16 protein-coding genes are annotated in these 19899 nt (G+C 72.5%); 6 read left to right on the top strand and 10 right to left on the bottom strand.

Translation table 11 applies throughout. From position 1 onward, the window contains the following. Positions 1-103: 103 nt before the first annotated feature. Positions 104-661, bottom strand: a complete 558-nt coding sequence (gene frr / locus WME76_RS29795; RefSeq protein ID WP_433928341.1) for a ribosome recycling factor — start codon at positions 659-661, stop codon at positions 104-106. Between the two features lie 359 nt (positions 662-1020). On the opposite strand from frr, the gene WME76_RS29800 reads away from it, so the two are divergent. The 5 genes from WME76_RS29800 (at position 1021) to WME76_RS29820 (ending at position 6922) form a co-directional block, all read left to right on the top strand. Continuing rightward, on the top strand, positions 1021-2505 hold the full coding sequence (locus WME76_RS29800) for a sigma-54-dependent transcriptional regulator (RefSeq protein WP_437955647.1): 1485 nt from the start codon (positions 1021-1023) through the stop codon (positions 2503-2505). A 57-nt stretch (positions 2506-2562) separates the two neighbouring features. Continuing rightward, positions 2563-3036, top strand: a complete 474-nt coding sequence (locus WME76_RS29805; RefSeq protein WP_437955648.1) for a peroxiredoxin — start codon at positions 2563-2565, stop codon at positions 3034-3036. Between the two features lie 13 nt (positions 3037-3049). Next, complete coding sequence (locus tag WME76_RS29810) at positions 3050-3709, top strand: DNA-3-methyladenine glycosylase (protein ID WP_437955649.1); 660 nt, start codon at positions 3050-3052, stop codon at positions 3707-3709. Between the two features lie 67 nt (positions 3710-3776). Further along, positions 3777-4967, top strand: coding sequence for a hypothetical protein (locus tag WME76_RS29815; RefSeq protein ID WP_437955650.1), 1191 nt, complete (start codon positions 3777-3779; stop codon positions 4965-4967). 254 nt (positions 4968-5221) lie between these two features. Then, entirely contained in the window at positions 5222-6922 is a 1701-nt protein-coding gene (locus WME76_RS29820) for a DUF885 domain-containing protein (RefSeq protein WP_437955651.1), read from the top strand. A 31-nt stretch (positions 6923-6953) separates the two neighbouring features. On the opposite strand, the gene WME76_RS29825 is transcribed toward WME76_RS29820, so the two are convergent. The 4 genes from WME76_RS29825 to WME76_RS29840 form a co-directional block, all read right to left on the bottom strand. After that, positions 6954-8558, bottom strand: coding sequence for a peptide chain release factor 3 (locus WME76_RS29825; protein ID WP_433928351.1), 1605 nt, complete (start codon positions 8556-8558; stop codon positions 6954-6956). A gap of 587 nt (positions 8559-9145) precedes the next feature. Continuing rightward, positions 9146-9790 carry a hypothetical protein gene (locus WME76_RS29830; protein WP_437955652.1) on the bottom strand — a complete coding sequence of 215 codons (645 nt, stop codon included), beginning with the start codon at positions 9788-9790 and terminating at the stop codon, positions 9146-9148. Positions 9791-9924: 134 nt separating this feature from the next. Continuing rightward, positions 9925-11748: an NAD(P)/FAD-dependent oxidoreductase gene (locus WME76_RS29835; protein WP_437955653.1), complete on the bottom strand. Its 1824-nt coding sequence runs from the start codon at positions 11746-11748 to the stop codon at positions 9925-9927. 11 nt (positions 11749-11759) lie between these two features. Continuing rightward, complete coding sequence (locus WME76_RS29840) at positions 11760-13109, bottom strand: hypothetical protein (RefSeq protein WP_437955654.1); 1350 nt, start codon at positions 13107-13109, stop codon at positions 11760-11762. Positions 13110-13365: 256 nt separating this feature from the next. On the opposite strand from WME76_RS29840, the gene WME76_RS29845 reads away from it, so the two are divergent. Next, positions 13366-14313: a LysR family transcriptional regulator gene (locus WME76_RS29845; protein ID WP_437955655.1), complete on the top strand. Its 948-nt coding sequence runs from the start codon at positions 13366-13368 to the stop codon at positions 14311-14313. A gap of 37 nt (positions 14314-14350) precedes the next feature. Here WME76_RS29845 and pilQ read toward each other — a convergent pair whose 3' ends face one another. From pilQ to pilM, 5 genes are all read right to left on the bottom strand, one after another. After that, a complete protein-coding gene (gene pilQ, locus WME76_RS29850; protein WP_437955656.1) occupies positions 14351-16675 on the bottom strand; it encodes a type IV pilus secretin PilQ in 2325 nt (774 codons plus the stop codon). 87 nt (positions 16676-16762) lie between these two features. Beyond that, positions 16763-17416 (bottom strand): pilus assembly protein PilP, encoded by a 654-nt coding sequence (locus WME76_RS29855; protein WP_437285569.1) that lies wholly within the window; start codon positions 17414-17416, stop codon positions 16763-16765. After that, positions 17413-18048: a type 4a pilus biogenesis protein PilO gene (locus tag WME76_RS29860; RefSeq protein WP_061618858.1), complete on the bottom strand. Its 636-nt coding sequence runs from the start codon at positions 18046-18048 to the stop codon at positions 17413-17415. The genes WME76_RS29855 and WME76_RS29860 overlap by 4 nt, the downstream gene beginning before the upstream one ends. Beyond that, entirely contained in the window at positions 18048-18692 is a 645-nt protein-coding gene (locus tag WME76_RS29865; RefSeq protein ID WP_437955657.1) for a PilN domain-containing protein, read from the bottom strand. Before WME76_RS29865 ends, WME76_RS29860 begins: the two co-directional genes overlap by 1 nt. Next, positions 18689-19750, bottom strand: coding sequence for a type IV pilus assembly protein PilM (gene pilM / locus WME76_RS29870; RefSeq protein ID WP_433928365.1), 1062 nt, complete (start codon positions 19748-19750; stop codon positions 18689-18691). The genes WME76_RS29865 and pilM overlap by 4 nt, the downstream gene beginning before the upstream one ends. Positions 19751-19899 lie beyond the last annotated feature (149 nt).

Raw genomic sequence — 19899 nt, forward strand, 5'->3', positions numbered from 1 at the left:
CCGGACCACGCCCCACGCCCGACCCGAGCCCCCCGCCCCGCCGCGCACCGTCGTCGCGTGGCGCTCTGCCGCGCCTCCAGAGCCGCGTCGCCGCGGCAGCGGGTCACACGTCCAGGATGTCCTTTTCCTTGTGCGCGATCACCGCGTCGACCTGCCTGGTCCCCTCGGCCACCACGTCGTCGACCTTCTTCTTGGCCCGCTCGGCCTCGTCGCCGCTGACCTCGCCGTCCTTCTCGAAGGCGTCGATCATCTCGTTGGCGTCCCGGCGGTGTTTCCGGATCGCAACTTTACACTCCTCTCCGTTCTTCTTGGTGAGCTTCACCATGTCCCGGCGCCGCTCCTCCGTCAGCGGCGGGATCGGCAGCCGGATGAGGTCCGCGTCCGTCTGGGGGTTCAAGCCGAGATCGCTCTCCCGGATCGCCTTCTCGACCGCCTTCACCTGGTTCTTCTCCCAGGGCTTGACCGTGATGAGCCGCGGCTCCGGCACGGACACCGTGGCCATCTGCACGATCGGCGTCGGCACGCCGTAGTAATCGACGCGGATGCCGTCGAGCATGGCCGCGTTCGCGCGCCCGGTGCGCACCTTCGCCAGGTCTCGCCGGAGAGCTTCGATGGCCTTGTCGATCCCTTCGCGCAGCTCCTTGATGACGTCCTCGAGCATGATCCGGCTTCCTCCGTGTGGGGCTCGCCCAGCCCGCCCTCTTCGCGGGCGGGGGCGGAGCTTACCGCGTATTTCTGGGGCGGCGGAGAAATCGATCCACCCGGCGCGCGGTCCTCGCCGCTCGCCGCGCGTCGCGGTCGGAAGGACGCTCGCCCCCGCCCGGGCGCGGACGCTGGCGCGGCGAGCGGCGAGGACCGCGCGCCGAGCGAGCCGCCGTCCCCGCCCGCCCGACCGAGGCGGGTGCGGCGGCGACGGCGACCGCGGCCGCGTGGCCGCGCCATGGCCGCGCGCCGCCCTGGCGCGCCTCGGCTGTCACGATCGTGCCGAGCTGTAGTAACTCTGGGAGGCAGGGCGACCCGATGCGCGATCTGGACTGGAACAGCTTCGACGTCCTCGTCGTCGACGACGAGCAGGACAACCTCGATGCGTTCCGGTTCGCCTTCAGGAAGTCGTTCAAGCTCCATTACGCGCTCGGCGGCGCCGAGGCCCTCTCGCTGCTCGATCGGCTCGATCCCGCGGTGATCGTGGCCGACCAGCGGATGCCGGGGATGAGCGGTATCGAGTTCCTCAAGCAGGCGAAGGAGCGGAGGCCGGACGCGGCGGGCGTGCTGCTCACCGCCTACGCGGACATGGCGGTGCTCATCGACGCGGTGAACTCGGGCGCCGTCGACCGGTACATCCAGAAGCCGTGGAACTCGAAGGAACTCGCCGTCGTCCTGCGGCAGACGATCGCCGGGGTCGCGACCCTCCGGGAGAACCGGCGGCTGCGCGAGCAGCTCGCGCACTACGCCGGCTACCTCGAGCGCGAGCAGCGGGATCCGATCGATTTCGGCGAGATCGCCGGCGAGAGCGAGGCCATGCGCGAGGTCTCCGCCCGGATCGGCGAGGTGGCGAAGGCGGCGACGCACGTGCTGATCGAGGGCGAGGAGGGGGCCGAGAAGGAGGTCGTCGCCCGGGCGATCCACGTCGGCTCCCCGCGGGAGGAGCAGCCGTTCGTCAAGGTGACGTGCGCCGCGTTCCGGGGCGACGCGCTCGAGCGCGAGCTGTTCGGCTGGCGGCGGGGCGCCTTCGACGGCGCGTTCACCGAGCGCGCGGGCCGGCTCGAGCTCGCCCACCGGGGGACGATCTACCTCGACGAGCCGGCGCCGCTCGCGCCGTCGCTGCAGGCGCGGCTGCTCCGCGTGCTCACCGACGGCGAGGTCGAGCGGATCGGGGCGACGGAGACCGCCCGCGTCGACGTGCGCGTCGTGCTGTCGCTGACGCCCGGCATCGAGGAGGCCTGGGCGCGCGCGGGCGTGCTGCCGGAGCTCGTCTCGCGGCTCTCGGTGTTCCCGCTGAGGCTGCCGCCGCTCCGCGATCGGCGCGAGGACATCCGGGCGCTCGCCGAGCACTTCCTGCGCAAGTACGCGCGCCGCAACGCGCGCGCGGCCACCTCGCTCTCCGAGGAGGCGATCGCGAAGCTCACGGCGTACGCGTGGCCCGGGAACACGCGCGAGCTGGAGAACGTGGTCGAGCGCGCCGCCATCCTCTCGCGCGGCGACGTGATCCAGCCCGAGCACCTCGCGTTCACGGCGCGCCCGCAGCCGAGCGAGCCGCCCGCCCGCGCGCGTCATGGCGCCGCGCCGGCGGCAGGCGAGGCGGACGCGGCAGGCAAGGCGCTCGCCGCGCCGGCGTCGTCGCGGCCCAAGGTCGACCTGAGCTCCCAGCTCGACGACATCGAGCGGCGGGAGCTGCTCGCCGCCCTCGAGCGCTGCGCGGGGAACAAGGCCGAGGTCGCGCGGCAGTTCGGGATGCAGCGCACGACCCTCTATTACCGGCTGAAGCGGCTCGGCATCGACACCTGACGCCCGCGCCGCCTCGCCTGTCGACGCGGGCGGCGAGTTGCGGCAGATTGCGGCCGCATGCTGAAGGTCGGGGCGCGCGCGCCGGAGATCGACAGGGTGGCCATCGACGGCCAGCGCTTCGTGCTGTCGCAGCAGGGCGGGCTCTGCACCGTCGTGTACTTCTTCCCGAAGGCCTTCACGCCCGGGTGCACCGTCGAGGCCCAGCTCTTCCGCGACAACCACGCCGAGATCGCGCTCGCGGGGGCGAGCATCGTCGGCGTCAGCACCGACGACCAGAAGACGCAGTGCCGCTTCGCCGAGGCGCACCAGGTCCCTTATCCGATGATCGCCGACCGCGATCGCGGCGTCTGCCGCGCCTACGACGTCCTCTGGCCGATCGTCGGGATCGCCCGGCGGATCACCTACGTCATCTCGCCCACGATGGAGATCGCGGCGGTGTTCCACCACGAGCTCCAGGCCAGGAAGCACCGCGACGACGTGCTCGCGTTCATCGACGCGCGCTTCCGGGCCGCGCGCCCCCCCGCCGTCTGACCCGGAGCCCGCCGTGCCCCCCACCCCCGAGCCCCGCGCGCGCCGCGTGCCCCTCGCCGGCGCCGCGCTCCTCGCTGAAGCGGCGCCGCTGCCCCGCGACTTCTACGCCCGCCCCGCGCTCGTCGTGGCGCGGGCGTGCATCGGCAAGGTGCTCGTCCACAGGACGCCGGAGGGCATCGCCGCCGGGCGCATCGTCGAGACCGAGGCCTACCGCGGCCCGGAAGACCTCGCCGCCCACAGCGCCGGAGGACGCCGGACAGCGCGGACGGAGGTCATGTTTGGCCCGCCGGGCTACGCGTACATGTTTCTGCTCTACGGTATGCACTGGGCGTTCAACATCGTCGTGGCCTCGGAGGGGAAGCCGCACGCGGTGCTCGTCCGCGCCGTCGAGCCGGTGAACGGGCTCGCGCTCATGAGCCGCCGGCGGGGCATCGCGCCCGGGCGGGTCGAGCTGACCAACGGGCCGGGGAAGCTGTGCCGGGCGCTGGGCCTCGACCGCGCCGCGTACGGGATGGATGTCTGCGGCGCCCAGCTCTCGCTGCTCCCCGGCGCCGCGGGCCCCATCGGCAGGTCGCCGCGCATCAACGTCGACTATGCAGGTGCGTGGGCGGAGAAGCCGTGGCGCTTCTACGAGCGTGGGAATCGCTATGTGTCCGTTCCGCCTCGCCATTGAGCGGGCGTGAGGCGCCGGACACTCGAAGCGCTCGCGCCCGGGCCCGAGATCGCGCGACAATGGGCGTATGGGATTCTGGCCTTTCGGGGGGCGCGAACCTGCCAACGTCGAGAGCGCATCGCAGGTGGTGACGGCGGCGGCGCGCGGCGAGAACGTCAGGGGAAAGTTAACGCTCTATTTCAAGGAGCCGCAGACGCAGAGCACCGCGGACCGGGCCGCGGAGCGCTGCGCGCAGGTCGCCGGAGAGCTGCTGCGCGAGATCGCGGCGCAGGCGCCGCTCCTCGGCAGGGAGGCAGAGCTCGCCGCCGCGATCGCGGCCCGCGCGCCGCGCGGCGTCCCGGCGCTGCGCGCGATCGAGCTCGCGTCGCTGCACGTGGTGACCGACCGCACCACGCAGTCGCGGCGCGTCGGGTCGAGCCCGGTCCTCCTCCACGAGCCGCCGCGGAGCGCGGGCGGGGGCACCCCGTCGAGCCGACCGCCGCCGAGCGGCGCCGGCTGGGGCGCGGCGCCCGCGAGCAGCCGCGGCCTCGGGCAGATGTCGGGCGCCTCGCCGGCCAGCGGCCGCAGCTCGCCCTCGAGCGTGCCCCCTCCCAAGAGCGTGCGCTCGCCGCCGAGCTCCGGCGCGCCGCGCCTGCGCGGCGCGGGGGCGGGCAACGGGCGCGGGTCGAGCCCCGGGCTCATCGGCTCGCCGCCCACGGTGATCGCGGCCGCGCTCGCGCCGCTCCTGCGCGACACGTCCGCGCGGCTGCTCATCGGATGTCTGCGGGCCCACGATCTGATCATCGTGCGCCGCGTCGCGATCGACCCCGGCGCGACCGAGGTGCTGACCGCGCTCCTGCCGGCCTCGGACGCGCCGCCGGGCGAGCTCGAGGCGAGCCGGGCCGCCGAGCTCACCCGCTGGCACACGGCGCTCGGCTCGCCCGTGATCAGCCAGCTCCGCGCGGAGTCGTGCGCGATCAGCGCGCAGAAGGCGCGCCTGGCGCTGGGCACCGCGGGCATCGCGCCGGGCGTCGTCGGGGAGCTGGTCGACGCGCTCTGCCGCACCGCCTTCCCGGGCCTCGCGCTGTCGGGCGCCCACATCGATCGCTACGCCGAGCAGGACCTGAGCGAGCTGGCGGCGGAGAACGTGGCGCGCATCCTCCGCCACCCGAACACGAAGCAGCTCCGGCTCGCGCTCGGCCCGCTGCTCGACGCCGTGCACAGCGACGTGGACGCGATCTCTCGCATCGCGAAGGCCTCGCTCGGCAGCCCGCCGTGATCGCCACGACCTCGCGGCTCACCCGGCCGCACGTTCCCTTCTCCGCTCGCCAGCGCTAGAACGCGCAGGTGCGACGACACGGTGCCTCCGATGAGCCTTCTTTTCTCCGCAAATTCCACGCCCGCCACGCCCTCCGCAGGTTGCGCGGATCGCTTTGCGGCTGTGTCCCCCTCCTCGTCGCGCACCTCTGCGCGTGCGGCTCGGCAGAGCCCGCCGCCCGGCCGCCCGCGCAGCCCGGGGCGAAGGAGGCGGTCGTGAGCGCGGGCGACGCCCGGGCCGGGGCGGCGGGCGCGGAGCAGGCGCTCGCGGCGCTGTCGACGCGCGTCCTCGAGGAGTACCTGCGGGACGAGCCGGTCCGGGCCACCGAGGCCGGGGATCACCGGTACGACGCCGCGTGGCCGGACGTGAGCGAGCAGGGCGAGGCGGCGCGGCGGCGCGCGATCGAGGGCGCGCTGGCCGAGCTGCGCTCGGTGCCCGCGGAGGCGCTCGGCCTCCAGGGCCGCGTCGACGCGGCCATGATCGAGAACCAGCTCCGCTCCGCGCTGTTCGCGATCGACGAGCTCCGCGAGGCGACGTGGAACCCGATGGTCTACACCGGCCTCGTCGGCGACGGGCTCGACCCGCTGATCACGCGGAGCTTCGCGCCGATCGAGGAGCGCATGCGGAGCCTCGGCGGCCGCCTCTCGGGCGTCCCCGCGCTGGTCCGGACCGCGAAGCAGCGGCTCACGGCGGCGCCCCCGCGGATCCACACCGAGACGGCGATCACGCAGAACCAGGGGCTCATCGCGCTCTGCAAGGAAGAGCTGCCTTCGCACTTCGCGAAGGTCCCGGCGCAGAAGGCCGAGCTCGAGGCGGCGGCGAAGGCCGCGGCCGCCGCGCTCGAGGACTTCCAGGCGTTCCTCGAGAAGGACCTGCTCCCGAGGAGCAACGGCGACTTCCGGCTGGGCCGCGCGCGCTTCGTGGAGAAGCTCCGCTTCTCGCTGGACGACGCGTCCATCGACATCGACGCGGTGGTCAAGGACGCCCGCGCGCTGCTCGCGCAGACGCACGCGGAGATGCTCGAGACCTCGAGGGAGCTCTGGCCGACGCTCTTCGGCAAGCAGCCCTTCCCGAAGGTCGAGACGCGGGACGAGAAGATGGCCGCGATCCGGAGGGTCCTCGACGCGCTCGCGGCCGAGCGCCCGACGAACGCCACCATCGTGAAGGAGTCGGAGAAGCTCCTCGCCGCGGCGACCGCGTTCGTCCGCGAGCGCGATCTCGTGCGCATCCCGGACGAGCCGTGCCGGGTCATCGAGATGCCGGAGTACCGCCGCGGCGTCGCGGTCGCCTACTGCGACGCGTCGGGCCCGCTCGAGCCGAAGCAGGAGACGTTCTTCGCGATCGCGCCGACGCCGGAGGGCTGGCCGCGGCCGCGCGTCGACTCGTTCTACCGCGAGTACAACCAGAGCATGCTCGCCGACCTCACGGTGCACGAGGCGATGCCGGGCCACTTCCTGCAGCTCATGCACAACAACAGGTTCCCCTCGAAGGTCCGCGCTGTCTTCTCGAGCGGCCCGTTCGTCGAGGGGTGGGCGGTCTACACCGAGTGGCTGATGGCCCACCACGGCTTCGGCGGCCCGAAGGTGCGGATGCAGCGCCAGAAGATGGTGCTGCGCCTGGCCGTGAACGCGATCCTCGACCACGGGGTGCACGCGGGCGCGATGGACGAGAAGGAGGCGCTCGCGCTCATGACGAAGGAGGCCTTCCAGGAGGAAGGCGAGGCCGTCGGCAAGTGGCGGCGCGCCCGGCTCACGAGCGCGCAGCTCACGACGTACTACCACGGCTTCACCGAGATGATGCGCCTGCGCGCCGAGCACCAGGGCAAGCCCGGCTTCACGGAGCGCGCCTACCACGACCGGCTGCTCAGCTACGGCTCGCCGTCGGTGCGGCACCTCAAGGCGCTGCTGGCGGAGTAGCGGCCGCGGGCGCGGAGCCGGCGGCCGCGGGTCACACCGGGCTGATGGAGCCGCCGAGCTCCACGAAGCGCGTCTTGGGGAACGCCTTCGCGCAGCTCTCGAGCTGCCAGTCGCCCTTGAAGAGCACGACCGCGTTGCCGTGCACGTCGAGGGCGCCGTAGCCGTAGAGGTTCGACTCGAGCTCGGCGAGGGGCACGGGCTCGCCCTCGACCCAGCGGGCCATGCTGAACGAGAGCCGCTCGATCCGGGCCTCGACGCCGTACTCGGCCGAGAGCCGGTGCTTCACGACGTCGAACTGGAGCTCGCCCACCACGCCGAGGATCGCCTCGCCCTCGCGCCCCTCCGGCGGCCGGAAGAGCTGCACCGAGCCCTCCTGCGCGAGCTGCTCGAGGCCCTTCTTGAGCTGCTTGCGCTTCATCGGGTCGATCATGACGACGCGGCCGAACTGCTCCGGCGGGAACTGCGGCAGCGCGGCGTACTTCACGGGCGAGCCGCTGCACAGGGTGTCGCCGATGAGGAAGAGCCCCGGGTCGAAGACGCCGATGATGTCGCCCGCGAAGCCGTCCTCCACGAGCGTGCGCTCCTGGGCCATGAACTGCACCGGGTTGGTGAGCCGGATGTCGCGGTCGAGGCGGACGTGGTGCACCTTCATGCCGCGCTCGTACTTGCCGGAGCAGACGCGGAGGAACGCGATCCGGTCGCGGTGGGCGCGGTCCATGTTCGCCTGGATCTTGAAGACGAACGCGGTGAAGCGGTCGTCGTCCGGGGCGATGGGGCCCTTGTCGCTGCCGCGCGGCGCGGGCGGGGGCATGAGCTCGATGAAGGCGTCCAGGAACTGCGGGAGGCCGAAGTTGGTGATGGCGCTGCCGAAGAACATCGGCGTGACCTCGCCGCGGGCGAGCTTGTCGCGGTCGAGCGCGTCGCCGGCGGCGTCGATGAGCTCGATGTCCTCGCGGAGCTGGCGGGCGCCCTCCTCGTCGACGGCCTCGACGAGCTCGGGGGCGTCGAGCGACACGACCTCCATCGGGGCGATCTCGGCGCCGTGCGCGACGAGCTCGAACAGGAACACCTGCTTGCGCTCGCGGTGGTACACGCCGCGGAATTTGCCGCCCGCGAAGATGGGCCAGGTGACCGGGTAGACGCCGATGCCGAGGACCTCCTCGACCTCGCCGATGAGCTCGAACGGGTCGCGGCCGGGGCGGTCGAGCTTGTTCACGAACGTGAAGATCGGCATCTGCCGGAGCTTGCACACCCGGAAGAGCTTCTTCGTCTGCGTCTCGACGCCCTTGGCGCAGTCGAGGATCATGATGGCCGCGTCGGTCGCCATGAGCGCGCGGTAGGTGTCCTCGCTGAAGTCGGCGTGGCCGGGGGTGTCGACCAGGCTCAGGAGGCGGCCCTTGTACGGGAACTGAAGGACGCTGGTCGAGATGGAGATGCCGCGCTCGCGCTCCATCTCCATCCAGTCGCTGACGGCGTGGGCCCGCGCCTTCTTCGCCTTCACGGCGCCGGCGAGCTGGATCGCACCACCGTAAAGCAGGAGCTTCTCGGTGAGGGTGGTCTTGCCAGCGTCGGGATGGGAGATGATCGCGAACGTCTTACGGCGGGCGATCTCGCGGGTGAGCGTCGGGTCGGGCACAGCGGCGGGGCAGGATAGGAGCGGTGGGGGCTGCGTCAACCCATCCTTTCCGAGGGGCAACGGCCGGGGCTCCGAGGGGCAACGGCCGGGGCTCCGAGGGGCAACGGCCGGGGCTCCGAGGGGCAACGGCCGGGGCGGGAGGGGGTGGCTCGCGAACGGGCGGGCGGGGGTCCCCCCACGAACTCGGGCCTTTTGGGGGGCTATTGCCGGATGAACGGGAGGCTCGATCCGGAGGGTGGTGACTGCGGTGCGGGCCGGCCCTCGGATTCGTGGGGCCCACCCCCGCCCGCCCGTTCGCGAGCCACCCCCTCCCGCCCCGGCCCCCGCAGCGATCGAGAACCGGCCCCCCGCTGGGATCGAGAACCACCTCGCCAAGGATCGAGGACTACCTCGCCAGGGATCGAGGACTACCTCGCCAGGGATCGAGGACTACCCCGCCAGGGATCGAGGACTACCCCGCCAGGGATGGATGACCACCTCGCAGGGATGGATGACCACCTCGCAGGGATGGATGACCACCTCGCAGGGGATGGATGACCACCTCGCAGGGGATGGATGACCACCTCGCAGGGGATGGGGGGGCTTCGTTACTTCGCGGCGCGGAGGGAGAGGGTGACGGTGACGCCGACGGGGTCGGCGCTGGGGGTGCCGATGGCGCGGTTCTTCAGGAATTGACGGATGCAGCGCTGGGCGTCGGGCGTCACACCGCGGGCCTCGAGGATCTCGACCCCCTCGGCACGGCCACGGACTCGGACCAGGAACTGGATCTTGACGCTGCCCGACGCGCCGGAGAGCCCGCCATGATCGGCGACGCACTGCGCGAGATCGGGGGAGACCTTCTCGAGCCGCTTGGCCACGTTCGGGACGTCGCCGTTCATGAACTCGGGCTCCTTGATCTCCACGACGGGAGGTGGGGCCGAGACGACGGCAGCGTCCGGGGCGCCGCCGTCGATGGGGCCGGCGTCGCCGCCATCCGGGGGCGGGGCGCCGGCGTCGTCCGGGGGGGGCTCGGGCTGCGGCGGCGGCGGGAGCCAGCCAGCATCGGCCTCGCCCGGCTCGAGACAGCGCACGAAACCACGGTGCGGATCCTCCAGCGCGCCGTGCGGACACCGCGGAGCCCCCGCGTCCTGCGTCGCCGCGGTCACCCAGCCCTGACCCGACGAATCCTGCTGCGACGCGGGGGACGCGCCGCCCTCGGCCGCGGCGCTGACACACGCGCCGACGGCGCCCATCGACAGCGCCAGCGAAACCGCCCACGGACCCAGACGCCCACCTGCTGCTCTCCACCGCATCAGGCGCCTGTGATACTGCGGAACGGACGCGCGTACAGGAGAAACCGCGGGCAGCTCGCAGAGCTCCCCGGATCCTAGAGGGCAATATGAGCGAGCGACCCCGCCGACGCGTCCCAGAGCGCCCGGGCCCGCGACAGCACCGCCGCGTGCGTGCTGGTCCCCGCGGCCGGCCCGGTCACCGAGACCTCGCCGCCCGCCCCGAGCTCCACCCGCTCGACCCCCGCGTCCGGGAACTCGCCCCGGAGCTCCCGGGTCATCCGCTCCGCGATGCGCTCGAGGAGCCGCGAGAGCCGCTCGGGCGTGATGTCCCGGAACACGAGCACCTGCGGGAGCTTGAGCTCGGAGACGAGGCGCGCACGGTCCGACAGCCCCTGCTCGCCGAGCCGCCGCTCCACCAGCGCCGCGAACACGCTCCCGTACGCCCGGTCGACCTGCTCCCGCCGGAAGCCCTCGTCGATCGTCGGCCCGAGCCGCGTCTCGAGCTGCGCGACGCCGTTGAGCCCGTTGGCGAAGCGCCCCTCGTTCTGCGCGAAGTACTCGCCGCGTGCGCGTAGATCACGCGCCAGCGACGCGAAGTGCTCGCCCATCGTGGAGAGGGCGCGCAGCACCAGATCCGTGAACCTGAGCTCCTCCCGGATCCAGCCCACGTCCGTCACGCGTTCGGCCATGAACGGCCAGGCGACGAGGTTGTAATAGTTGTTGAAGTCGAGCAGGTACTTCAGCCGGTAGAGCTCGAAGCTGCCGAACATCGGGTACATGCGCTCGTAGAGCCGGAGCGTGCTGTCGTACTTGAATCGATAGTACGCGTCGTACGCCGCGACCCTCTCCTCGAACCCGGCCCGGTCGCCGGCCACGTCGGAGAGGATCAGCTGCGTGATGAACTCGTTCGCGGTCGCGATGAAATCGGACCCAGGGCTGTAGAACGGATCGGTGAACGCGCCCGCCTCGCCGGTGACCGCGTAACGGTCCGTCGAGAAGTACTGCTCTGCGTGGTACGGCAGGTGCGCGTAGCTCTGGAAATCCTCGAGCTCCGCCCCCTCGAGCAGCTCGCGCGCGGCGCGGTGGGCGCCGAGGAACCGCTCGAAATCCGCGCGCGTGCGCGGCCCGGGGAGCGCCGCGCCCGAGCCCTCGCCGATCCGGTCCTTGTCGAAGACCACGCCCACGCTCATCAGGTCGCCCGCGAGCGGGATGAACCAGATCCAGTACCCGTCGTACATGAAGTGGTTCGTCGACAGGTGGCGCGCGGTGTACCGCGCGCGCGACCGCCACGCGGCGTCGGTCACCGCGTCGAGCCCCGCGACGCCGCGGTAGCGCCCCCACGCGGCCGCCGTGTTGAGGCGCGTCTCCTTGTGGACCTTCACGCCGAGCTTCCGGAAGAGCACGTGACGCCGCCCCGAGGCGTCGCACACCCAGCGGCAGGCGACCTCGCGCCGCTCGCCGCCCTGCTCGTAGACGACCCGGTGCCGCCCGCGCCCGTCGATCGCGACGTCGACCACCTTGGCGCCGAGCTCGACCTCCGCGCCCGCGGCGCGGTTCATGGTGACGAGATCGCGCTCCAGCCGCGCGCGCTCGAGCTGGAAGCTCGGGTGGAACGGCATGTGGTCGGAGCCGATCTCGCTCATCCGGGGGAGCGGGAGATCCTTGCCCTCCGAGTCGAAGAAGAAGCGGAGCCCGTTCTTGGGGAGCTGGTGCTGGTAGAGGTACGTGCCGAGGTTCAGCCGGCGAACCATGTAGTTGGCCGCGACCTCGACCGTGCTCTCTCCGACCTTGTAATCCTCCATCGCCGGGGCGGCCTCGAGCACGAGGACCCCGAGATCGGGGCACGCGAGGCGGAGCTGACGCGCGAGGAGGCCGCCGGCGATGCCGCTGCCGATGATGACGATGTCGACGTTGCGCATGACGCCGGCCCTTATACCCCGCCCGCCGCCGCCGGCCCGGGCTCTCCGAGCAGCTCCGCGCGGAGCGCGGCCGGCATCGCCGCGGCCTCCTCCGGGCGGAGCAGCCCGTCGCCGTGGACGATCGACGCCGAGAGGCGCCCGCCGAAGCGGCTGAAGATGACCTGGAAGCCCGGCGGCGTGACCACCGCGGGCAGCGGGTAGGCCGAGCGCACCGGCAGCCCCGCGAACCGCTCCACCGTCACCGCGCCGGGGTTCGAGACGATCAGCGAGGCGAGCTCCCCCTGGAACGGCTGGTCGCCGAGCCAGCGGTAGACCGGGCCGGGGAGCCAGCGCGCCAGATCGAGCGCGGCGACCATGGCGAGGTCGAGCCTGTCGCGCACCATGGCGCGCTGCTGCTCGGCCAGGCGGGCCACCGCGCGGGCGTCGTCGTGGAGCTCGTCGCGGCCGAGCGAGAGCAGGACCATCGTGAGGTGGTTGCCGAAGAGCCGCCGCGAGCCCGCCTTCGGGTCGAGCGAGAGGGGCAGCGGGATCACGTGGTGCGGCGGGGCGAAGCCGCGGGCCACGAGCGCCCTGTCGGCGAGCCGCGTCGCCGCGATCAGCATGAGGCTCGACTCGGCGAGGCGCGCGCGCTGCCGCACCCGGACGTCGAAGGCGCGGGTCTCGTCCGCCGAGAGCGTGAGCCGGTGGACGCGCGAGACAGCGGCCCGCGCGCCGATCCTGTCGCTCGCGCACGCCCGCGCGAGCGACAGGATCGGCGCGCGCCCGAGCGCCAGCACGTGGGTTTTGTAGGCGCGCGCCAGGGCGAGCCGCTCGTCGCGGCCGAGGGCGGCCAGCAGGCGCTCCGGGGTGTCGTGCCGCTCCTGCCGCAAGGGCGGCTCGTCCGGCGCGTCGCCGCTGCCCGAGCCGAGCCAGGCGACCAGCCGGTCGGCGCCCTTGCCGTCCGTCAGCGCGTGGTGGTGGCGGAACACGACCGTGTCGCCCTCCCCCGCCGCGCGCACGACGTCGAGCGCCCACGGCCGCTCCCCGGAGGTCCTGTCCGCGAGCAGCGCCTCGACGCGCGCCGCGCGCTCGCCCTCGCCGGCCACCTCGTGGAGGCGCGGCTCGGGGGCGCGCCGGTGGTGATCGACCACCCAGCGGGGCCGCCCCGCCCGGCCGAGCACGCTGTTGTCGAGCCGGAAGCGGAGCTCGGGCAGCGCCCGGGTCGCGCGCTCGAGGCGCGCCGCGAGCCGGGCCATGTCGAGGCGGCCGTCGAGCTCGAGCACGTACAGGCAGTGATTGCCGGCCTGGCCGCGCGATCGCATGGCGCGATCGTTCATGAGGTGGAAGAAGTCGATCCCCCCGAGCAGAACGGTCGATGTCATGGTCTCCGCGGGGCGCCGCCGGTCGGGTGGAGCCGCGGGCGACCGTAGCAGCCAGGCCGGCCGCGCGACCAGCGGCCGCGAGCGCCGGATCGGTCATCTCGCCCACACCGCCACGCTTTCTCGCGCGCGGCCGCGATTTGCTCAACATTTATTGTAATTTCAAACACTTGCAGCGCATCGCCGCGCCTGGCGCCCGGGGCGCAAGAAAACGTAAGTATCCGCTTCGTGGATACCGCGGCCGGTCTATATCCCGCCCGTGAATCTCTCGGCGATCGACGTCAACCTCGTGATCGCGCTCGACGCCTTGCTCCAGGAGCGCAGCGTGACGCTCGCGGCCCGCCGGGTCGGCCTCAGCCAGCCCGCCATGAGCCACGCGCTGACGCGGCTGCGCGAGCTCTTCTCCGACCCGCTGCTCATCCGGGTCGGCCGGCAGATGGCGCTCACCTCGCGCGCCGAGGCGATGACCCCGCAGGTCGCGGCGATCATGCTCGACCTCGCGAGCCTCTTCGACGGGACGACGCCGGCCTTCGACCCCGCGACGAGCGACCGTGCCTTCCGGATCGCCACGACCGAGTACGTGGAGCTGCTCCTCCTGCCGCAGCTCAACGCCGCGCTCGCGCAGGGCGGGCCGCGGCTCGCCGTCCACCTGCTCCCCCTCGACGCCCGCGCCGTGGACGCGCTCCGCAACGGCGAGATCGACCTCGCGATCGGCGTCCTCCCGCCGGACGGGCTCCCCTCGGACCTCCGCCGCGCGGCGCTCTTCGAGGACCGCTTCGCCGGGCTCGCGCGCGCGAGCCACCCGACCGCGCGCGGGCGCGTCGACCTCCCGACCTACGCCGCCCTCCCGCACGTCGCCGCGTCCCGGCCCCGGGCGAACGGCGCGCACGAAGGCGTCGCGGACGACCTCATCGCCGCGCGCGGCGTCGCGCGCCGCGAGGTCATGGTCGTGCCGAACGTGCTCCTCCTGCCGCACGTCGTCGCGGCCTCGGACCTCGTGGCGACCGTGGCCACGCGCCTCGGCCGGGCGTTCTCGAGCGTGCTGCCGCTCCGCACCTTCGACCTGCCGTTCGAGCTGCCGCCGATCGAGATCGCCATGGCGTGGAACAGCCGGACCGAGCACGACCCGGCGCGCGCGTGGCTGCGCCGGCTCGTGACGGACGCCGTCCCGCACATGCGCGAGCCGCCCCGGCGGAAGCGCGTCTGACCGGCGATCGGGCGCGGCGGCGCGCCGCCGCGGCGCGCTACCGGCCGAGCGCCTCGGCGCGGTTCACGATCCGCGGCGTCAGGAAGATGACGAGCTCGCTCCGCGTGTCGCTCGCGCGGCGCCGCTGGAAGAGGAGGCCGAGGACGGGGATGTCCCCGAAGAAGGGCACCTGATCGAGGTTCCGGCCGGTGTTGCGGGTGAAGATCCCGCCGATCACCGCCGTGTGCCCGTCCATGATGAGGAGGTCGGTCTCGGCCTCGCGCTTCAGGATGGTGGGGTCGCCGCGGGCCGAGGTCTGGTTGAAGTCCGGCTCGTCGCGGTTGATCTTCACGTGCATCGCGACGCTGCCGTCCGAGGTGACGTGCGGCTTCACGAGGAGCTGGAGCTTCGCCTCCTGGAAGGTCGTCTGCACGCCCTGGGCGCTGATCTGCGAGAACGGGATCAGCGTGCCCTGGCTGATCCGCGCCTCCTTGTTGTCCAGCGTGAGGATGCGCGGGCTCGAGACGATCCGCAGCATGCCGCTCGCCTCGGCCGCGGAGAGCCGGACGCCGAGGTTGACGGTGTTGTTGATCGAGCCGAGCGTGAAGCCGAGCGCGCCGCCGGTCCCGGTGCCGACGATCGCCGGCAGGTTCACCGCGAAGTTCGGGTTCGAGACCTGGTTCGCGAACGGCGAGAGGCCGCCGGTCGGCGTGTTCGAGTCGGTCGCGCCGCCGGCCACGCCGATCGCCGAGGGGAACACGAGCCCCGTCGGGTTGCCGGTCGCCGCGCTGAACGTCCCGTCGCCGCCCCACTGGATGCCGATGTCGCGCACGTAGCGGCTCGTCGCCTCGACCACGCGCGCCTCGATCAGCACCTGCGGCGTCTGCGTGTCGAGCGAGCGGACCAGCTCCTCGATCTGGTTCAGGTTGCCCGCGACGTCGCGCGCGATGAGCACGTTCGTCCGCTCGTCGACCGCGAGCGAGCCGCGCGGCGACAGCATGTCCTTCGAGCGATCCTGGAGGTCCCGCGCGTCCGCGTAGTTGATCGGGATGAGCCGCGTCTCGATCGGCGCGAGCTGGAGCTCGCTCTTGCGCCGCGCGATCGCGAGCTCCCGCTCCTTGTTGAGGTCGGCGATCGGCGCGACGCGGATCATGTTGCCCTGGCGGACCACGCCGAGGCCCTTCGCCTGGAGCACCGTCTCGAGCGCCTGGTCCCACGGGACGTTGCGCATCCGGATGGTGACCGTCCCGCTCACGTTGTCGGCGGTCACGATGTTGACCCGCCCGACGTCGGAGATCAGCCGGAGGACGTTGTGGATGTCCGCGTCCTTCAGGTCGAGGTCGATGCGCCGCCCCGTGAACCGCCGCTGCTGCCCGGCGATCGCGGGCGTGAAGGCGCCGGCCTGGTCCGGCTCGACCAGCGACTCCTGGCTGCTCGCCGCCCCCTCGAACGACGTCTCGATCCTCGGCGCGCCGCCGTCGAGCGCCTCCTCGCGCGCGACCGTGCGCGTCCGCCGCGCCGCGCGCCCGTCCGCGGCGATCCCCGAGAGGGTCGAGGGCAGCGCCCCCCGCGCCACGCTGAGCACGAGCGCGTTCCCCTCGCGCGCGACAGCGCCCGCCGCGCCCTCGGCCTGCTCGACCTCGACGACGACCTTCGAGCCGTCGCTCTTGCGCCGGAACGTCGAGATCGCGCGCACCGGGCCGCCGAAGGCGCCGACGTCGAGCGTGCGCTGGAGCGCGTCCGGGAGCCGCACGCCGCTCAGCTCGATGACGCGGCGACCACCCTTGCCTGTCGACTCGCGGTAGCTCGGGATCGACGAGAGCTCGATGATGACCCGATCGATCGTCGCCTGGTGCTCGAAGCGCACGTCGGTGATCGCCGCCGGCTCGCGGGCCGGCGCCGCCGCCGCGGGGCCGCTCGGGGCCCGCGCCGCCATGGGCGCGGTCGTGGCGGCGGCGGCGAGCTCGACCACGAGCGCGCCCTGCTCGGCGCGGACCCGGTAGGCCGCCGGGCGCGCGAGCTGCACGAGCACGCGCGTTGTGCGCCGGGCCGCCTCGCCGAACCCCTGCGTCATCACGCCGGCCACGATCGCGTTGCCGTCCGTGATCGCGCCGGGCGCCCCGCTCATCTCGGCGCCCTCGAGATCGATGAGGAGCCGCTTGCCGCCGTCCGCGACCCGCGCCGAGAAGCGCGGCGCGCCGCTCGTCGCGACCACGATCTCGGCCCTGTCGTCCGCCGGCGCCGCGAGCCTGACGTCGCTGACCTTGATCGGGGCAGCGGCGCCTGCGTCTCCTGCAGGAGCGCCGAGGCTCAACATCACCCCGAGCACCGCAGCACGGCGAAGCGCGCCCCGCTTCGGGCGATAGTCTCGATTGCTCTTCATTGCACTCCCGCTTCGCGGTGACGCGAGGTCGCGTCACGCTGCCGGGAGGCTACTTCGGGTGCCCGGGGCGGGCCCAATTCGTGGCGTTCACGGGTTGCCGAGGATCGGCTCGTCCGCGTCGCCGAGCGGCCTCAGCGCGATCACGCGCGTGGTCGGCGGGATCTCCGGGTGGGACGGGTCCTCGCGGATGAAGACGACGTCGGAGTCGCGGATCCGGTCGACGCGCCAGTTCACGGCCACGTCGACGCCGGTGGGGCCGCCCGCGTGCACGATCTCGGCCTTGCCGACGAAGTCGCCCACCTTGATCACCCACCCGAGGCCGGTCGGATCGGTGAGCAGCGCGCGGGCGGGCGCGCGCGAGACGACGCCGACCAGCTTGAGCTCGTCGAGCGCGAAGCGATCCACGAGGACCTGCCGCTGGATCGTCACCCGCCCCCGGGCCTGCGTCGCGAAGAGCGACTCGAAGCTCCGGAACGGGTCGCGGCTCCGGTCGCTCTCCGAGAAGTCGGCCTCCTGGAACTCGCGGAGCGGCAGCGGCGGCATCTCGGGCGCGCCGGCGTCCGCCGCCGCGGACGCGGACGCGCCGGCCGCGGGGGTGCGCGGCGGCGAGGCGGTGGCCGGCGGCGCCGCGCCGGGCATCGTGGTGGAGGTGACGATCTGCTCGTCCTCGCACCCCGCGAGCGCGAGGGCGAGGGCCGTGGTCGCCCCGAGGGCGAGCAAGAGCGCGCGCCCGCCCCTCACCGGACACCTCCGCCCCGCCGCTTCACGCCGCTCGTCGGGGTCTCCCCCGCGCGCACGGCGCGGAACGCGGTCGCGAGGCACTCCACCTCGACCTCCACGTCGGTCCCCACGACCTTCGGCTGCTTGATCTGGACCTCCTCGAGGTTGATGATGCGGTCGAGCTGCCCCACCCCGTGGAAGAACTTCGCCACCTGGTGGAACTTGCCGCTGAGCGTCAGCTTCATCGGCACCTTGGCGAAGAACTCCTGCGGGACCTCCTCGGTGGGGCTCCACGACGTCAGGTTGACGCCGGAGACGGTCGCGACGCCCTGGATCGCCGACAGGAAGGCCGGCGTCTCGGACTCGTCCGGCAGGATCTTCTTCTGCTCGCGGCTGAGCTGCTCGCGCCGGGTCTTCTCGTCGAGGTCCTTCTGGTAGGCGGCCTTCGACGCCTGCGCCTTGGTGAGCTCCGCCTGGAGCACCTGCTGCTTCTGCACGGCGCCCTCGATCTGGGAGTCCACGTCGGCGTAGAAGCCGACGAAGTACAGGATGCCGACGAGGGCCGCGAAGAGCGCGCCGACGCCGACCTTGGCGAGCGGCGGCAGCCGGTCGAGCGCCGAGCCGGCCTGCGCGGGGTTGGGCTTCGTGGCCATCAGTACCTCACCTTGAGCTGCAGCGCGAACGAGACGAGCTCGAGCCGCGACGACTTCTCGTTCTCTTTCTTCCCCGGCAGGAGCTGCACGTCATAGAAGTACGACGACAGCTTCAGCCGCTGGGCGAGCTCGTAGACGTCGGTGCCGTCGCGCGCGAGCCCCTCGACGCGCACCGTGCGCTCGGACTCGACGTAGCTCGTGAGCCACAGCCGCCGGCTGTCCCACGACGGGTTGTAGACGGCGAGCGGGTTCTCCTTGCGGAGCTGCGCGAGCTTGTCCGGGTCGGCGGTCGGCCCCTTGCCGTTCGTGAGGAGCTGCGCGAGCTCGAGCAGCACCGCCGTCGGCCCGCTGCGCGCCGCCTGGAGCTTGGCGATCGCGTCCTCGCGCGCGCGGAGCACCTCGAGCGACTTCTTGATCTCCTCGTGGTTCGAGACGAGCGTGCGGATGTCCTGGATCTGGCTCTGGAGCACCGTGTTCTTGCGCGTCTGCTCCTCGAGCTCCTCGACCTTGGTCTGGTGGAAGAGGAAGAGCGCGACGATCTCGAGGATCACGACGCCGAGCGTGATGAGCAGCCAGCGCTGGCTCGCCTGGGGCGGGGCCCCGCGCGCGCGGCCGCGCTGCGGGAGCAGGTTGACGCGGATCACGAGCGCTTCTCCCGGTCCTTGCGCATCGCGAGCCCGAGCGAGACGCAGAACTGCGCCGCCCGGAGCCGGAGCAGCTCCTGGTTCACTTCCTTCGCTTCCACGGTGATGCGCTCCATCGGCTGGATCAGCTCGACGGCCACCCGGGCGCGCCGCCCGATCGCGGCGGGCAGCGCGGGCAGGTTGGACGAGCCGCCGGTCAGGTAGATGCGGTGCATGTCGCCCTCACCGCTCGTGGCCAGGAAGAAGTCGAGCGAGCGCTGGATCTCGCCGGCGATGGAGTCGCACACCTGCTCGATGGTCTCGATGACCTGGGCGGGCACGCCGCCCGGGCCCGAGGTGACGCTGGCGCACTTGAACTCCTCGGCCTGCTCGAAGCTGATGCCGAGCTTGCGCTGGATCTGCTCGGTGATGTAGTTGCCGCCGTTGCCGATGTCGCGGGTGAACGCGCTCGCGCCGCGCGACACGATGTTGATCGACGCGAGGCTCGCGCCGACGTTGATGATGGCGAACGTCTGGTCCGGCGGGATGCCGCGGTTCACCTCGAACAGGTTCTGCACGGTGAACGCGTCGATGTCGACCACCATGGGCTTGAGCTTCGCCGTCCTGGCGATCTGGGTGTAGTCGTTGATCTCGTCGCGCTTCGCGGCGACGAGCAGGAGGTCCATCTGCCCGGCCTCGGGGCGGCGGCGCAGCACCTCGTAGTCGACGTGCACGTCCTTGATGTCGAAGGGGATGTGCTGCTCGGCCTCCCACTGGATCTGCTCGTCCAGCTCGGCGGCGGTCATGAGCGGCACCGTGATCTTGCGGATGATGACCGCCTGGCCGCTGATGCTGAGCGCGATCTCGCGCTGGCGGATCCTGGCCTCGGAGAAGGCGCGGCCGAGCGCCTCGACGATGGCCTGCGCGTTCATCACGTGGCCGTCGACGATCGCCTGCGGCGCGAGCGGCGCGTAGCCGAGCCGCACGAGGCCGTAGCCTTTGCGACCTTCCTTGATCTGAGCGACCTTGATCGCGCTCGATCCGATGTCGACCCCGATCAAGTTCTTGCCTTCCGACATCCGGTCCGTCCTGGTCCGCGCCCGCCACGGTGAAGAAGGGAGAGCCCGGGCCGCGTTGCCCGGCGCTCGCGCGCCCCGTCTCCTCGGATGGCTTCTGGTCGCTTCCGGCGAAGCTTCGCACCACCGCCGATCGCGGGGCAAAAAACCGC

The sequence above is a fragment of the Sorangium sp. So ce119 genome (assembly GCF_051524405.1).
Lineage (GTDB): Bacteria > Myxococcota_A > Polyangia > Polyangiales > Polyangiaceae > Sorangium > Sorangium cellulosum_G.